The organism is Sphingopyxis sp. (assembly GCF_016793825.1).
In the GTDB taxonomy this organism is placed as follows: domain Bacteria; phylum Pseudomonadota; class Alphaproteobacteria; order Sphingomonadales; family Sphingomonadaceae; genus Sphingopyxis.
In genome coordinates this window covers 1-14,623 of the sequence record NZ_JAEULM010000020.1, presented here as the reverse complement: position 1 = coordinate 14,623, position 14,623 = coordinate 1, and the positions used below count along the sequence as shown (strand labels likewise).

The 14,623-nt window shown below is 60.0% G+C and carries 14 protein-coding genes, 1 pseudogene and 2 other annotated features; of the genes and pseudogenes, 11 read left to right on the top strand and 4 right to left on the bottom strand.

The window, feature by feature from the left end; translation table 11 throughout:
• Positions 1-821 precede the first annotated feature (821 nt).
• From JNM03_RS06250 to JNM03_RS06240, 3 genes are read right to left on the bottom strand one after another with little or no spacing between them, the layout of a single operon-like run.
• A complete protein-coding gene (locus tag JNM03_RS06250) occupies positions 822-1,022 on the bottom strand; it encodes a hypothetical protein (RefSeq protein WP_234180937.1) in 201 nt (66 codons plus the stop codon).
• A gap of 30 nt (positions 1,023-1,052) precedes the next feature.
• On the bottom strand, positions 1,053-1,229 hold the full coding sequence (locus JNM03_RS06245; protein ID WP_234180935.1) for a hypothetical protein: 177 nt from the start codon (positions 1,227-1,229) through the stop codon (positions 1,053-1,055).
• On the bottom strand, positions 1,226-2,815 hold the full coding sequence (locus JNM03_RS06240) for a peptide chain release factor 3 (RefSeq protein ID WP_234180943.1): 1,590 nt from the start codon (positions 2,813-2,815) through the stop codon (positions 1,226-1,228). The genes JNM03_RS06245 and JNM03_RS06240 overlap by 4 nt, the downstream gene beginning before the upstream one ends.
• 598 nt (positions 2,816-3,413) lie before the next feature.
• On the opposite strand from JNM03_RS06240, the gene JNM03_RS06235 reads away from it, so the two are divergent.
• Positions 3,414-4,004, top strand: a complete 591-nt coding sequence (locus JNM03_RS06235; protein ID WP_234180933.1) for a hypothetical protein — start codon at positions 3,414-3,416, stop codon at positions 4,002-4,004.
• Positions 4,005-4,097: 93 nt separating this feature from the next.
• Here JNM03_RS06235 and JNM03_RS06230 read toward each other — a convergent pair whose 3' ends face one another.
• Positions 4,098-4,814, bottom strand: coding sequence for a hypothetical protein (locus JNM03_RS06230; RefSeq protein ID WP_234180931.1), 717 nt, complete (start codon positions 4,812-4,814; stop codon positions 4,098-4,100).
• 98 nt (positions 4,815-4,912) lie between these two features.
• Positions 4,913-4,966: a sequence feature (sul1 is cis-regulatory element that is thought to sense ions involved in sulfur or methionine metabolism; They are found in Alphaproteobacteria), on the top strand.
• Between the two features lie 137 nt (positions 4,967-5,103).
• On the opposite strand from JNM03_RS06230, the gene JNM03_RS06225 reads away from it, so the two are divergent.
• From JNM03_RS06225 to traG, 10 genes and pseudogenes are all read left to right on the top strand, one after another.
• Positions 5,104-6,396, top strand: coding sequence for a cyclopropane-fatty-acyl-phospholipid synthase family protein (locus tag JNM03_RS06225; RefSeq protein ID WP_234180929.1), 1,293 nt, complete (start codon positions 5,104-5,106; stop codon positions 6,394-6,396).
• 16 nt (positions 6,397-6,412) lie between these two features.
• Positions 6,413-7,897, top strand: coding sequence for a SulP family inorganic anion transporter (locus JNM03_RS06220; protein WP_234180926.1), 1,485 nt, complete (start codon positions 6,413-6,415; stop codon positions 7,895-7,897).
• Between the two features lie 13 nt (positions 7,898-7,910).
• On the top strand, positions 7,911-8,762 hold the full coding sequence (locus JNM03_RS06215) for a universal stress protein (RefSeq protein WP_234180924.1): 852 nt from the start codon (positions 7,911-7,913) through the stop codon (positions 8,760-8,762).
• Position 8,763: 1 nt separating this feature from the next.
• Positions 8,764-9,102 carry a TraR/DksA family transcriptional regulator gene (locus JNM03_RS06210; RefSeq protein ID WP_294035365.1) on the top strand — a complete coding sequence of 113 codons (339 nt, stop codon included), beginning with the start codon at positions 8,764-8,766 and terminating at the stop codon, positions 9,100-9,102.
• Between the two features lie 8 nt (positions 9,103-9,110).
• On the top strand, positions 9,111-9,329 hold the full coding sequence (locus tag JNM03_RS06205) for a cold shock domain-containing protein (RefSeq protein ID WP_234180919.1): 219 nt from the start codon (positions 9,111-9,113) through the stop codon (positions 9,327-9,329).
• 73 nt (positions 9,330-9,402) lie between these two features.
• Positions 9,403-10,047, top strand: coding sequence for a GAF domain-containing protein (locus tag JNM03_RS06200; protein ID WP_234180917.1), 645 nt, complete (start codon positions 9,403-9,405; stop codon positions 10,045-10,047).
• A gap of 16 nt (positions 10,048-10,063) precedes the next feature.
• Positions 10,064-10,119, top strand: a sequence feature (sul1 is cis-regulatory element that is thought to sense ions involved in sulfur or methionine metabolism; They are found in Alphaproteobacteria).
• Between the two features lie 174 nt (positions 10,120-10,293).
• Positions 10,294-10,536 (top strand): hypothetical protein, encoded by a 243-nt coding sequence (locus tag JNM03_RS06195; RefSeq protein WP_234180915.1) that lies wholly within the window; start codon positions 10,294-10,296, stop codon positions 10,534-10,536.
• 471 nt (positions 10,537-11,007) lie between these two features.
• Positions 11,008-12,282, top strand: coding sequence for an MFS transporter (locus tag JNM03_RS06190; RefSeq protein WP_294035360.1), 1,275 nt, complete (start codon positions 11,008-11,010; stop codon positions 12,280-12,282).
• Between the two features lie 147 nt (positions 12,283-12,429).
• Complete coding sequence (locus JNM03_RS06185) at positions 12,430-12,918, top strand: NUDIX domain-containing protein (protein WP_234180911.1); 489 nt, start codon at positions 12,430-12,432, stop codon at positions 12,916-12,918.
• Positions 12,919-13,073: 155 nt separating this feature from the next.
• Positions 13,074-14,483 (top strand): annotated as a pseudogene (traG, locus tag JNM03_RS06180) (IncP-type conjugal transfer protein TraG); the annotation flags it as partial.
• Between the last annotated feature and the right edge of the window lie 140 nt (positions 14,484-14,623).

The following is a 14,623-nucleotide window of genomic DNA, read 5'->3' as shown; positions in this document are numbered from 1 at the left end:
CGGTTGAAGTGTGCAAACTCCACCATAACGATGAACCCGGTGGCCACCAGCGACGCCGCATTCCGGGGTGGGGCATGCCCCACCCCGGAATACACCATCGCCTACACCGGAAATTACACCACGAGCGCGGACGCTAACGTTTCGGGTTCCGATAAGCAAATCGACGCCTCGATAGCCGAGTTATTTGAGATCGAGCCGGCAGAATTTACCTCAAGTGCCGCAGAGAGTAGGCGTCTCAGTGCGCAACTCCTTCCTCACTGGCAGTTGCGTGTTGGTTATGATGTATGCGGAATATTTCCTAGCGCAACGGTCAGTCTTGGGGATAGACGACACAGCTCGGTGGCGCCCACGGTTCCCCTGGCCGTCCTGCGAGCGCTTATCAGCGCAGTCGTGGACCAGCGATCATGTGAGTGACAGGGGGAGCTGTCTTCTAGCCTTGTCGGTCATGAGCTTCACGACGGCTGTCGGACAATCTTTCTGCCGGGGGGCCACGTTGGACGATGATCCACAGCATCGTTTTTGAGAAATCACAGCGTCGGCAGTGAGATGCCAAGGCAGGAGGTTGATCCTGTTCAACAAGCCCTATCGATGCGCCGGAACTCTGGCCGCGCGATCCGCCGATCCGCCATCGCAGAAACTTGGTGGAGAGTGACGTCTAACAATCGAGGAAGGATGCAACCGGCATCACGGCGGCTATCGGCCACCCGACGCTGCGACCCATGCGGTGGAGTATCGGCGCTGGGATTGGGTAATCTGCAGCCCGGCGAGTGGCGGGCGGAACCGACCGCCGCTCGCAGATGATGATTTGCGATTGGTGTAACTCAAGACTGAGGAGTCAAGGCCAGCAAGGTCCGCACGCTGAGGACGGCGGGATAGCAAGCCTGCTCAGGCCGGCCCTTGTGGATTCTCGCGGCATATTCGTCTGCCGAGCGCGCAGCAGCAGCGCGCGCGGCGAGCGAGCAAGTTTCACTGAAGGCTATCAGCGCCAGTTGATGGCGATGGAAGAGTTCGTTCAGATCCATTGGTTCTCCTTTGTCTATTCCGTACCTGGTTTAGTGGCTGCCGGCTCCACGCTCCTTCCGGCGCTGCGCTTTTGCGATCCGCGCAGCGAGTTCGCCATCGGGCAGTTGCGACAGCGCAGGGGCTAATCGTCTTACGTCGTCGGGGGTGGCGTTTGGCTTCGCCACTAGAACCCGATCTAGCAGGTTTTTCGTGTTCAGTTTCGTCATGTAACCTCCGACGCACGGATGCGTTCGCGGACTGCAAGGAAGCGGACATCGGGCCAATCCTTTTCCAGACGTTCGAGTTCCCAACCGTTGCGTGCGAGAAAGACGAGAGCGTCGTCCCCGTCTTCGGCGAGATTGGCGCGCTGGGTGGCGATGAAACGTTTGCGAAGCGCCTCATCTGCAATGTCGATCCACCTCGCGGTCTCGTACATTGTCGGCTCGAACCCGATGGCGAGGCCGTATTCCGCCTCGGAACGCGTCGAGATCACCTCAAGCTGCAGCGCGCCGACGACACCAACGACCCAGTTGGAACCGACGAGAGGGCGGAAGACGCGCGCTATGCCTTCTTCGGCAAGATCGAGCAGGGCCTTTCGCATCTGCTTGATCTTCATGGGATCATCGAGGCGAACCCGTCGTAAGATTTCCGGCGCGAAGTCGGGAAGGCCGGTGAAGATAATACCGGAGCGCTCGCTTAGCGTATCACCGACGCGCAAGGTGCCATGATTGGGAATTCCGACAATGTCGCCCGGTCGCGCTTCCTCGGTCAATTCACGATCGCGCGCCAGGAAGAAAATTGGGTTGTGCAGACCAAGCTTCTTGCCGGTGCGGCTGTTGCCGAGCTTCATGCCTCGTTTGAGCGTACCCGAGCACACCCGCATGAAAGCGACACGATCGCGATGGTTGGGATCCATGTTTGCCTGCATCTTGAAGATGAACCCGGAAACATCGCAGGCTGACGGCTCTATTGGCTCGGGCAATGCCGGTTGCGGCTGCGGCGGTGGCGCATGACGGATCAACGCCGAGAGCAGCGAGCCAATGCCGTATTTGCGAAGCGCACTGCCAAAATAGACGGGAGTGAGATCCCCACACTGAAATGCCGATGATGAGAAGCCGGGACAGGCCTCGGCCGCGAGCGCTGCGTCTTCGAGCAACGAATCCCGCGTCTGTTCGGCGATGCCGGTCAGCAGTCTCGGGTCATCGAGCCCGGTCACGTCGATGACGGTGGGACAGAGCGCGCCCCCGATCTTGTCGACCAGCCAGGCGCGTTTCTCTTCGAATGAGTAAAGCCCGCGAAACATGCCGCCCATGCCAATCGGCCAGGACATGGGAACCGTATCGAGCGCGAGCTTGTCGCCAATTTCATCGAGGAGCTCGAAAGGCGAGCGGCCTTCGCGGTCGATCTTGTTGATGAATGTGATGATCGGGATATTGCGTAGACGGCAAACCTCGAACAGCTTGAGCGTCTGGGCTTCGATGCCCTTCGCCGCATCGATCACCATCACCGCACAATCTACGGCGGTCAGCGTGCGATAGGTGTCTTCCGAGAAATCCTCGTGGCCTGGTGTATCCAGCAGGTTGAACCGGATGCCCTCATGCTCGAAAGTGATGACCGAGCTCGTCACCGAGATGCCGCGCTGTTGTTCGATGGCCATCCAGTCCGAGCGCGCGCGGCGCCTGTTGCCCTTGGAGAAAACCTCGCCTGCCTCCCTGATGGCGCCGCCTTCGTGAAGCAGCTTTTCCGTCAGCGTGGTCTTACCGGCGTCCGGGTGTGAAATGATGGCGAATGTGCGTCGGGCGAGGGGTTGTATTCCGGCAGTGTTCGAGCCCGCGCTCTCCGGAACGAGTGACGTTGATGATTGATCGATTAACATCCATGTCTCCTGCAGAGACTTGCCGCAGGCATGCAGGGGACTGACCGGCCTTGCGGCCGGGAGACGCTGGTTATCTCGCGATTCGGCCGGAGCCTGGAGATATTCAGCGTCGCCGGCTGCATGCCGTCGAGGCCAAGACCTCCGTGTTTCGCGAGAATCCGTCTAAATGATCGGAAACCCGATCCGGTGATGCACGATCGCCGGAAAAGTGGTGCCTAAGTAATGCAATCCGGCCGTAATGTCACCCCATCACCAATCGAGGGCTACACAAGGCGGCTTGCAGAGCCTATGGGCTCGCCAACGGATGCCGTTTTGGCGCGAAGCGCACGCTTCACAATTTCCAGCATAGCATCCCGGTCGAAAGCTTGCGCAAGCGCTCGAGACACGGCTCGGACAATCGTCCTTGCGTGCTCCCGGGAGTTCGCTCCTGGCAGCAAGCTCGAAACCGGGGGTATCGCCAGGGAAACCCGATAGTGGGGGTTTGCCGCCAGTCTCGTTCGCCTGCCGTACACATGGTCTGCGAAGGAGATTACTATTGCTCGGTTCCACCGCCCCCGTTTCAAGCACCAGCCGAGTTCCGGTGCGCAGAAGCACCGACGAAACCTACCGGCACTACCGGTTAATCGCTGGCCAGAGAGGAGATGGATTCTCCGCGGTCGCTTACGCTGGAAAAACCTGTGTCTTCACAGGAAGTGGGTCGGATCTCGATGGCGCGCTCGATGATCTGAAGAGCCAGATCGACCGTGATTTCGAAAGCAGGGCCAAACGTCGCGAGGGCAACCTTCCATCCCCTGAAGAACTCGAACTGGCGCTGGCTCTGGCTTCGCGCACGATTACCGGACCACTGCACCATCTTTTGGAAGTCTTGCGCGACGGACCCGAGGTTTCGCCTCAGCAGATTCAGCGTCGATCGGGAGCCGAAGAAGATGCGTTGATCCGCGACCTCGTGCGATTGGCAAGGGCCTTGGCGGACATCCTTTCAGTGCCGCTGCCCAAGGGAACCGGAAGCGCTCCAGCGGCGCTCGACCTCATCGCCGAGACGATAGCTCTCAACGGCGATGCAGATGAGCCTTGGCGATTTCGGGGGGCTTTCGTCACTGCCGCAGAAGCCCATCTCGCCCGCTGACGGCTGCAGTGTCGCTTCGGTATTACAATCCGTCTGCCTGCTGCGTTGACTGGTCGCACTCTGCCGGGCCTGAAAATGACTTAAGTCATAGCTTCACGGTCTACGACCGAGATAGATTAGGTTGAAGGCAGGTTCCTCCCGATACGGAGTGGGAAACTCCACCCGCTCGATCCGGACATCTCGCAAGCTGCCTTGCATCGCTGCGACAAAGCCCTGATCTTCCGCATCGGTGGACCACAGGCCAAGGACACCATCCGGTTTAAGCTTCTGCACGATCGTGAAAATGGCCGTTTCACTGTAGAAGCTGGCGCTCGCATCGTCGATGAAATGTTTGGTCGAATGATCGATGTCGATCAGGATCGCGTCATGCAGCTTGTTCGGGGCGCAGGCGTCGAAGCCGCCCGCCTCCGCGGCTAGCGCGAAGAAATCCCCCTGTTGCAAACGGCATCGTGCATCGCCCGCCACGGCCTCTCCCAGGGGCAGCAGGCGTTGCCGGTGCCATTCGATCACTTCCGGGATCAGCTCGATCACTGTTAGCCGGCCGACCCGGGGATCATTGAGGGCGGCCTGGGCTGTATAGCCAAGGCCGAGCCCGCCTACGACAACGTCGAGCGCGTCGCCATCGGCCATCGCGAGTGCCAGATGGGTCAAGGCGATCTCCCCCTCGACGAATTGGCTCGACATGAGATAGCCGCCGTTGAGCTTGATTTCCCATATGTCTTCGCCGTCGGCGTGCAGCCGCCGGCGCCGCAGCACCAGCTCGCCAATAGGCGTCTCCCGCCAGTCGATTTCTTCGAACATCGTGGTCATCCAAGACAGACTAAACGCTTCGCAGATATTTGACTTGCAAGAAATTGCATGTTCGCACTTGCGGCAGGAGCGGAACTCGCGTACCGGCACCGTCATCCGCTGGACTCGGTTCTGCCGAGTGGCTCGGCCCGGCGCCTATCCCCGGGGTAACCGCAAACCAGGCAGCGCGATCGCGATCGACACGAGATCGCCTCGCAGCGCCTGTCATTCATCTTCGGCATGTTTCTTCGGACGACTCGTTTCGGCGCGTCTGCCGGCTCGTCATGCTGAGCTAATGGGGGTTATATAGATGGCGAGCGTGTTAGCTCACAACAATCAGCACAATCAGGCGTTCATTCATCCTCCGCGCGTGCTTGCCGCATTGATCGAGAAGATCGTGCAGCGAGGCACCTTGTCCTTTCTCAGCAGTCGCACCGGACAAACCTTGCGCTTTGGCGACGGCACGGGGCCGGAGGTCGTAATTGGCGTCACTGCGGAAGGCGCGGCGAAGATAGCGGCTAATCCGGATCTCGCGCTCGGCGAAGCGTATATGGACGGCGCGCTGACCATTGTGTCCGGCGACATACGATCCTTCTTCGACGTAATTTTCCGGAACCAAGAGGCGGCTGCCTTTTCCAGGACGACGGCAGGAACTCTCAAACTACGCATCCTTCGCGCCATGCAACAGGCCAATAATCGTGCTGCATCGCGCCGTAATGTCGCGCATCATTACGATCTGTCCTCCGATCTCTACCGCCTGTTTCTAGACGATGACCTGCAATACAGCTGCGCGTATTTCGCTAGGCCAGACTACTCGCTCGAAGAGGCTCAACTAGCGAAAAAGCAACATCTGATCGGCAAGATGCTTCTCAAGGACGGGCACTCGGTATTGGACATCGGTAGCGGTTGGGGCGGAATGGCACTCGAAATCGCGCGCGCGGCCGACGTCGAAGTTCATGGTGTCACGCTTTCCGAAGAGCAGTTCGCCATCGCCACCGAGCGGAGCGCCGGAACCAAGGTCCGCTTTGCACTCACGGATTATCGCGATGTGACCGGAAGCTTTGACCGGATCGTCTCCGTCGGAATGTTCGAACATGTGGGGGTGCCGAACTACGACGAGTTCTTCGGAAAAGTTGCAAACCTGCTTGCTGATGATGGCGTCGCGGTCATCCATTCGATCGGTCGCAAGGACGGGCCGGACATAACGAACCCCTGGATCGCCAAATACATTTTCCCTGGAGGCTATATCCCCGCGCTGTCGGAGGTACTGCCCGCGATCGAGCGGTCCGGGCTATGGGTGACGGACGTAGAAATTCTGCGACTGCACTACGCCGAAACACTGGTTCACTGGTTCAGACGCTTCTCGGATCGTCGTGAGGAAATTGCAGCACTCTATGATGAGCGTTTCTGTCGCATGTGGGAGTTCTATCTGGCGACCAGCGAATCCGCTTTCCGCGCGCAGGGGCATATGAACTTCCAGATTCAGCTAGCAAAGCGGGCCGATGCTGTGCCGTTGACCCGCGATTACATCACCGATCACGATCGCAAAAGCCGAGATATTTCAAGATCATCGGTCAACGATCGCGAACTGTCTCTCGTTTAAGTTTACCGGGGTATTCATGCCAAACATGCAATCTATCAAGCGAGAGTGGTTATCGAACCCCCGAGGAGACGTTCTCGCGGGTATCGTCGTTGCGCTTGCTCTCATTCCCGAAGCCATCGGCTTCTCAATCATCGCCGGCGTCGATCCGCGCGTCGGCCTCTATGCCTCGTTCTCCATTGCAGTGATCATCTCACTAGTCGGCGGCCGGCAGGGCATGATCTCGGCCGCGACCGCCGCGATTGCCGTTCTGGTGCTGCCGCTGATCCGGGACCACGGCGTCGATTATCTGTTCGCCGCCACGATCCTGATGGGCGTGATCCAGCTTGTTGCTGGCTTCCTGCGCCTGAACATGCTGATGCAATATGTCTCGCGCTCCGTCATTACCGGTTTCGTCAACGCACTGGCGATCCTGATCTTCATGGCGCAATTGCCCGAACTCACGGGCGTGCCGATGCTGACTTACGCTTTGGTGGTGGGCGGTCTCGCGATTATTTACCTGTTCCCTTATCTGACCAAGGCAGTGCCCTCGCCGCTGGTGGCGATCGTCATTCTCACCGCACTGGTTTACTACACAGGCTTCAATGTCCGTACCGTTGGAGACATGGGCGAACTCCCGTCTTCCCTGCCAGCCTGGCTGATCCCGAATGTACCATTCACGCTGGAAACACTCCAGATCATCCTGCCTTACTCGCTGACCATGGCAGCGGTCGGCCTGCTCGAATCCATGATGACCGCCCAAATCGTCGATGATCTGACCGATACCCCATCCGACAAACAGCGTGAGATGAAGGGACAGGGCATCGCTAACTTCTTCACCGGCTTCCTGGGCGGCATGGGCGGCTGCGCGATGATCGGACAGTCGGTCATCAACGTAAAGTCGGGCGGTTTTACGCGCCTTTCGACCTTCATGTCCGGAGTGGTCCTTCTATTCCTCATTGTCGTTCTGGGACCGATAGTAGCCGAAATCCCAATGGCCGCACTCGTTGCAGTCATGATCATGGTCTCGATCGGCACCTTCTCATGGCGTTCGCTCAAGGACATCCGCCACCATCCGTGGCAGTCATCCGTGGTGATGGTCGTGACTGTGGTGATCGTGGTGTGGACGCACGATTTGGCGCAGGGCGTTCTTGCCGGTGTGATCCTGTCGGGGCTGTTCTTCGCCAGCAAGGTGAAGCGCATCTTCACGGTGGAGTCGGAGCTTTCCGCCGATGGCCTCTCGCGGCGCTATAACGTCTCCGGCCAGGTTTTCTTCGCTTCTTCGGAAAGCTTCGTCGAAGCGTTCGACTACAAGGAAGTTCTGGACCGCGTTGTGATCGACGTGTCACAAGCCCACTTCTGGGATATTTCGGCGGTGGGTACGCTCGACAAGGCGATCCTGAAATTCCGCCGTGAGGGTACCGAAGTCGAAATGGTCGGGCTCAACGAAGCCAGCGCTTCGATGATCAATCGTTTCGCAATACACGACAAGCCGGGCGCTGAAGCGCAACTCGGCGGGCATTGAGAGGATCAGCACTATGGAACACGTCCTCGCATGTATTGATGCGTCGAGCTACGCCGACAGCGTTTGCGATCTTGCCGCATGGGCTTCCGAGCGTCTGCAGATGCCGGTGGAACTGCTGCATGTGGTTCAGCGCAGCGATGCGGTTGCTGCCCGCCACGACTTGTCCGGCGCTATCGGGCTGGGAGTGAAAACCAGCCTGATGGAAGAGCTGGTTGAGCTGGAGGCTGCCGACGCGAAGCTCAAGGTGGAACGCGGCCGCCTGCTTCTGGCCGCAGGCGATAAGCGCCTGCGCGACGGCGGTGCTTTCGACGTTCGCACGCTCCATCGTCACGGCGGCATCGTCGAGACGATCCTGGAACGCGAAGAAGGCGCCCGCGTGGTGGTGATCGGCAAGCGCGGCGCCAGCCATGAATTCGCCACCGGTCATATCGGATCGAAGATCGAGCGGGTGGTGCGTGCCAGTACCAAGCCGGTGTTGGTGGCGTCGCGCGAATATGCAGAGCCGCGCAATATCGTCTTTGCCTATGATGCCAGCCCCGCCGCCGACCGGGCGCTGGGCCGACTTGTCGAGTCCACCCTCTTCACCGGCCTGCCCGTCAACATCGTCATGGCCGACACGGACAATGAGGCTCACCGGCGTGCGCTGGACGGTGCCGCAGCGCGTCTTGGTGCGGAGCGGGAGATTACGACAACGCTCGAACGCGGTAAGCCCGAAGCGGTCATCGCCAAGGTCGTCGAACAGACCTCGGCGGCCATGCTGGTTATGGGTGCCTATGGCCATTCACCCATCCGCACCCTGATTGTCGGCAGCACCACGACGACAATGATTCGCACCGTCCATGTGCCGGTGCTGCTCGTGCGGTAACATGGCGCTCGACTTTGCTCGCTTTCGTGAAAAGATCCTCGCCCGGCGCGAGGAACTTCTCGCCGAGGACCAGATGTCGCAGGCCGACCGCGCACCCGTGACTCTGGATCAGGATAGCGTGGGTCGGCTTTCGCGCATCGACGCGATGCAGGTCCAGGCGATGGCTCTTGCCCAGGCGCGGCGCCGGCAAACCGAACGCGCCGCCATCGATGCCGCGCTGCGGCGCATCGACGAAGACGAATTCGGCTACTGCCTTAAATGCGGCGATGAGATCGCGCCTGCCCGGCTCGAACACAATCCTGCCGTCACGACCTGCATCGAGTGTGCAAGGGAGAGCTGAACCCAGCCATGCCATCCGGAACCGTCAAATATATCGGCCCCGATGGCGACTGGGCCTTCATTTCGCGCGATGACAAGCAGCCGAAGGTCTTTCTGCACCTTTCCGAGGTCGAAAAAGCCGGTTTGGAAGCCATCAAGAAAGGCCAGCGTTGGAGCTTCGACCTGAAGGAAGGGAGAGATGGCCGAATGTCGGCGACCAATCTCGAATTCCTTGGCTCGGATCGCTAGCCCGTTAAGATCGACTTTACCCCGCAATGCTATTCTCAACCGCGATTTGTAAATTGCGTGACCGAGATGGGCGATGCTGCTGCTTCAGAAGACGATTTTAGAGATGATCGCCCGTGGCGATCCTCTGAAATTGACCATGGAACAGCTTTGCCTTCAAATCGAAGCGCGAATTCCAGAGGCGCTCTGCTCGATCGTTGCAACGGATGTAGCCGGGTTGCTGCAGACTATCGCTGCCCCTGGTCTGTCGGACGAATTCAAAGCTCTGATTGATGGTGTGCCAGCGGGGCCGATGGCAGGATTGTGCGGCTCGGCCGTCTTTCACAACCAGCCCGTTTCTGTAACCGACATTGCAACTGACCCCCGGTGGGAGATTGTCCGGCCCGAGGCGCTTCATGCCGGTCTTGCCGCCTGCTGGTCGAATCCGATTGTCGGCAGCAGCGGCATGGTGTTGGGCGCATTCGCCCTATATTTCCGGGAGGCACGGGGACCGAGCGAGGTAGAGCAGGAGATCGTCCGGGCCTGTCTGGACTTGGCCGCGATCGCTTTGGAGCGTCAGGCGCGCGTCTATCGACTGATCCCTGCGCTTCTCAGAGCCGGGATGCACTGCTCGACGCCGTTCCCATGCGCTCTACGCCATGAGTTCCATCCCGCGAACAGCGTGATTGGCTTCCTTTCGGGGGGGCTTGCCCCACTTGCATGCTCGCATCAATCTGGATAGGATTTCTCCCAATACGCTAGGATCCGGTGAAACTCCGGATGGCTATCCCGGCCGCTTATCCGCCGGGCCACCATAGCGCCGACGCACACCGTCGTGCCTTATATAACTGCGGACAATCTCATTTCCGACCGTCTGTGGTCGCTAGGCGGCGTGTCGTGCCGATCAGGCACCTGGGCGCGCACATTTGCCAGGCGATTCCGCCCACAGGTGCTGTCCGGGGAGTTGTCCGCTCTCATGGAGAAATCGTTGACCGATTTGCCGACCGATGTCGTAAATGCCGCTAGCCGTTGGCTTCGTCGCCGAAAAGCAGAGAATTTCGATGATTGGGCCGGATTGGATTCATGGATCAAGTCAGACCCAATTCACATCCGCGCGTACAAACTAGTTATAGAGGAAGACGAACACCAACGGGTGGCCAACGGGGAACCAGCGGTCGGCTTGGGCGGTCAGAGCAATGTGATCCCTTTCCCCGGCCGCGCCAAGGGCTGAGGTTCGGAGATTGAGGAAAAGAAGCGAATCCGAATAACACAGTCTCAGCCTCCGTCTGGATTGTAATTAATCACCAGCGCGCTCGACGAGAAGGACAAGGCGATCGCAACCATATCAGGACGCTAGACATTTCGCGCCGCCTCGGCATCGGGTGATTGCAGAGGCTGTCGGATATCTGGGCTGAATGTAATGCTGCCTTTCGCTTGGTGGCCGCTATGGCCAGGTCTTCCATCTGGGTCACCCAATGCAATGATCACAAATGTCGAGCATCCTTCATGCCATGCTATGCGCGGGCGGGAATAATCAAGCCAGGCTGACGGCGTAACGACTTCCCGCACAAACCGTGGATGCCGCCTTGACCTGACTGGATTCTGGTGGCGAAGGAGTTCGCGCGGTTGCTGCCGCGCATAGCCGCGACACGACAGGGCAGATCCAGTCTTTCCCGAAGGCCAGTTGCATAGCCGCTTGCTGATGGCGCGAATCCCGCGCCCTTGGCAATTGGCCATTGAGGTAGTGGTGCAGGAACAGTTGCGCTTTCTTCGTGATAATTTTCGTTGGCTTGCCGGAGGCTTCCTGCTGTTGATGCTCTCATCTTTCGGCCAGACCTTTTTTATCGGCCTCGCTGGCAATGAACTTCGTGTGCGGTTCGACCTTTCCGGCGGTGCATTCGGACTGATCTACATGGCCGCGACCCTGGCGAGCGCGGCAGTCCTGCCCTGGCTTGGCCGAAGCCTTGACCTGATGCCGGGCTGGAAGGTTACGCGCTTTGTCATGCCATTGCTGGCGCTCGCCTGTTTGCTGCTCGCATTCGCGCCGCATATTGCGGTCTTGGTCGTGGCGATCTTTCTACTCCGTCTGTTTGGCCAAGGCATGATGACGGAAATCGCCTTTACCGAGGTGGGCCGCTGGTTCGTTGCGAGCCGTGGTCTTGCCATGGCGATCGTGACGCCGGGACTTCAGGCCGGAACGGCGCTGCTGCCCATCGCCTATGTCCTTGTCAGCGACTCGCTCGGCTGGCAGGCGGCCTGGGTTGCGTCCGCCGCCTTGCTGGTTCTCGCCTGCCCGAGCTTGCTTGTTCTGACCCGTGTCGAACGCGTTCCGCATGCCAGGGAATCAGCGATGGCAGCCGGAAGGACCGCGCGCGACTGGAGCCGCAGCGAGGTTGCGCGCGATCCGATGCTGTATCTACTCCTCGCCGGCACGCTCGCACCGCCCTTCATCGGGACTACCATATTTTTTCATCAGGGCTATTTCATCGCGCTGCGCGGCTATGACGCGATCAGCTTCGCCGCAGCCTTTCCGGTGATGGCAGTCTCGACAATCATTTTCGGGTTCGTTTGCGGCCATCTGGTAGACCGTTTGGGCGCGATCAGACTGCTGCCCTGGTTTCTCGCACCGCTGGCGGTCGCCTCTGCCACTGCCGCGCTAATAACGCCGCTCTGGGGCATCTATGTTTTCATGTTCCTGCTGGGCATCAGCAACGGCTTCACCTCGACATTGCTAGGTGCGCTGTGGCCGGAGGTTTATGGCGTCGCAAATCTTGGTGGCATCCGAGCCATGACGGTATCCGCAATGGTGCTGGCTACCGCGCTCGGCCCCGGCCTCACGGGCATTCTGATCGATCTCGGCGTCAGCCTGCCAGAACAGCTTCTTTGGATGTCCGGCTGGTGCGTGCTCGCCGCGCTGCTTCTGGCCTATGCCGCCCACGAGATCTCCCGCCGCGAGTATGGCCATCGCCGGGTTTGACTGAGGGGGCGTCAGCTGCGCCCGGCTGCATTGCGCGAAGTTCTTGTGCCAATGCGCAGCGGAAAATGCGATTGCCCTGTCAGCATTCGGAACCGCGGAAGACAGCGATTTACGATAGTTCAACCTTAGGCTGCCATCCTGCACGCCATGACAGCCTATATTGAAGCCGATGGGATGCGGCTGCGCCGCAAGGTGCGCGCCGTAGTGATCAACGACGACGATGAAGTCCTGCTGGTGCGCCCGCATGGCTATCGCGAAGGCGAATGGACGCTCGCTGGTGGCGGGGTCGAGAATGGAGAATCGCCAGTCGCCGCGATGCGCAGGGAGCTTTCCGAGGAACTCGGTATCGGCCTGGACGTCGATCTTGAAGAGATTCCCGTGACGAACCGCTTCATCTACTCGCCGGAACACAAGGCGAAACGCGCGCTTGACCATGATGGCCAGGACGCGGTTATGTTCTCCTGCAGGATCGACAAGAATATCCCTTTGTGCCTCCAGGCCAAGGAGGTAGCCGATGCGCGCTGGTTCCCCGCCGACGATGCAGAGAAGGCCTTTCCGGTGGAGAAACAGCGACAGATTTTCGCCAGCTGCATGGCCGTTCTTAGTAAGCGGCGTAACGGCGTGATGCTCGGGTAGCTTGACTGCTTGTTTATTACCGCGCGTTTGGGAGTAGCGATACCTCCAGCATTGCTGTCCGTACAGCTACGCCATCCCCTGTATTTCTGCGCTAGGCTTTCCATTCGGAAAGTCGCGGCTTGATTCCATAACCGACGCCCTCCGATCTTAGCGCTATGTCTGCGACAAAGATCCTATGGGGCCAGATCTTCGCGGTATTTCTGATCGTGCTCGCCTCCGTCTGGGGCGCGACGCAATGGACGGCCACGGCGCTCGCCTATCAGCCCGAGCTTGGAGCGCCGTGGTTTATGCTGGGCGACTGGCCCGTCTATCCGCCGCCGGCCTTTTTCTGGTGGTGGTTCTCGTTCGATGCCTATGCGCCGGAGATATTCCAGACCGGAGCCTTCATCGCCGTGTCGGGCGGTTTCGCCGCGATCGTCGTTGCCATCGCCATGTCGGTTTGGCGCGCACGCGAGCTGAAGAATGCGCAGACCTACGGCTCGGCGCGCTGGGCAACCCGCAGGGAAGTCAGCGCCGCCGGACTGCTAGGGTTGAATGGCGTCATGCTTGGGCGGCTTGGTCCTGACTATCTGCGCCATGACGGTCCTGAGCATGTGCTGTGTTTCGCGCCGACGCGGAGCGGCAAAGGTGTCGGCCTCGTGGTCCCTACACTGCTCACTTGGCCGGGTTCGGCCATCGTTCACGACATCAAGGGCGAGAACTGGCAGCTCACCGCTGGCTTCCGCAGCCGGCACGCGCGGGTGCTGTTGTTCGATCCGACCAATGCCGCGTCGGCCGCTTACAACCCGCTGCTCGAAATCCGCAAGGGCGCGTGGGAAGTCCGCGACGTGCAGAATGTCGCAGACGTGCTGGTCGATCCCGAAGGCAGTCTCGAAAAGCGCAACCATTGGGAAAAGACCTCCCACGCGTTGCTGGTCGGTGCGATCCTCCATGTCCTCTATGCCGGCGAGGACAAGACGCTGGCCGGTGTCGCCGCGTTCCTGTCCGACCCGCGCCGGCCCATCGAGTCCACGCTGCGCGCGATGATGACGACGCTGCACCTCGGCGAGGCCGGCGTTCATCCCGTGGTCGCCAGCGCCGCCCGCGAGCTGCTCAACAAATCGGCCAACGAGCGATCCGGCGTACTCTCGACCGCCATGTCGTTCCTGGGACTGTATCGCGATCCTGTGGTCGCGCAGGTCACGCGCACCTGTCAGTGGCGCATAGCGGATCTCGTCGAGGGCGCACGACCGGCGACGCTCTATCTCGTCGTGCCGCCGTCCGACATCTCGCGCACTAAGCCGCTGATCCGCCTGATCCTCAACCAGATCGGCCGGCGGCTGACGGAAGATTTACAGGCGCGCAAATCGCGCCATCGCCTGCTCCTGATGCTCGACGAGTTCCCGGCGCTGGGGCGGCTCGACTTCTTCGAGAGCGCGCTGGCGTTCATGGCCGGCTACGGCATCCAGAGCTTCCTAATCGCGCAGAGCCTCAATCAGATCGAGAAGGCTTACGGGCCGAACAACGCGATCCTCGACAACTGCCATGTGCGGGTGTCGTTCGCCACCAACGACGAGCGCACGGCCATCCGCAGCCAGTATCGCAGCGCGATCGGATCGCTGTGGAGGAGCTCGAGCCTGACATAGGGGTTCCACTGGCGATGGCCCTCGAAATCGAGGAGCACCGCCCAGACCTGCCCCGGGGTGAAGGCGAGATCATGCTCGCG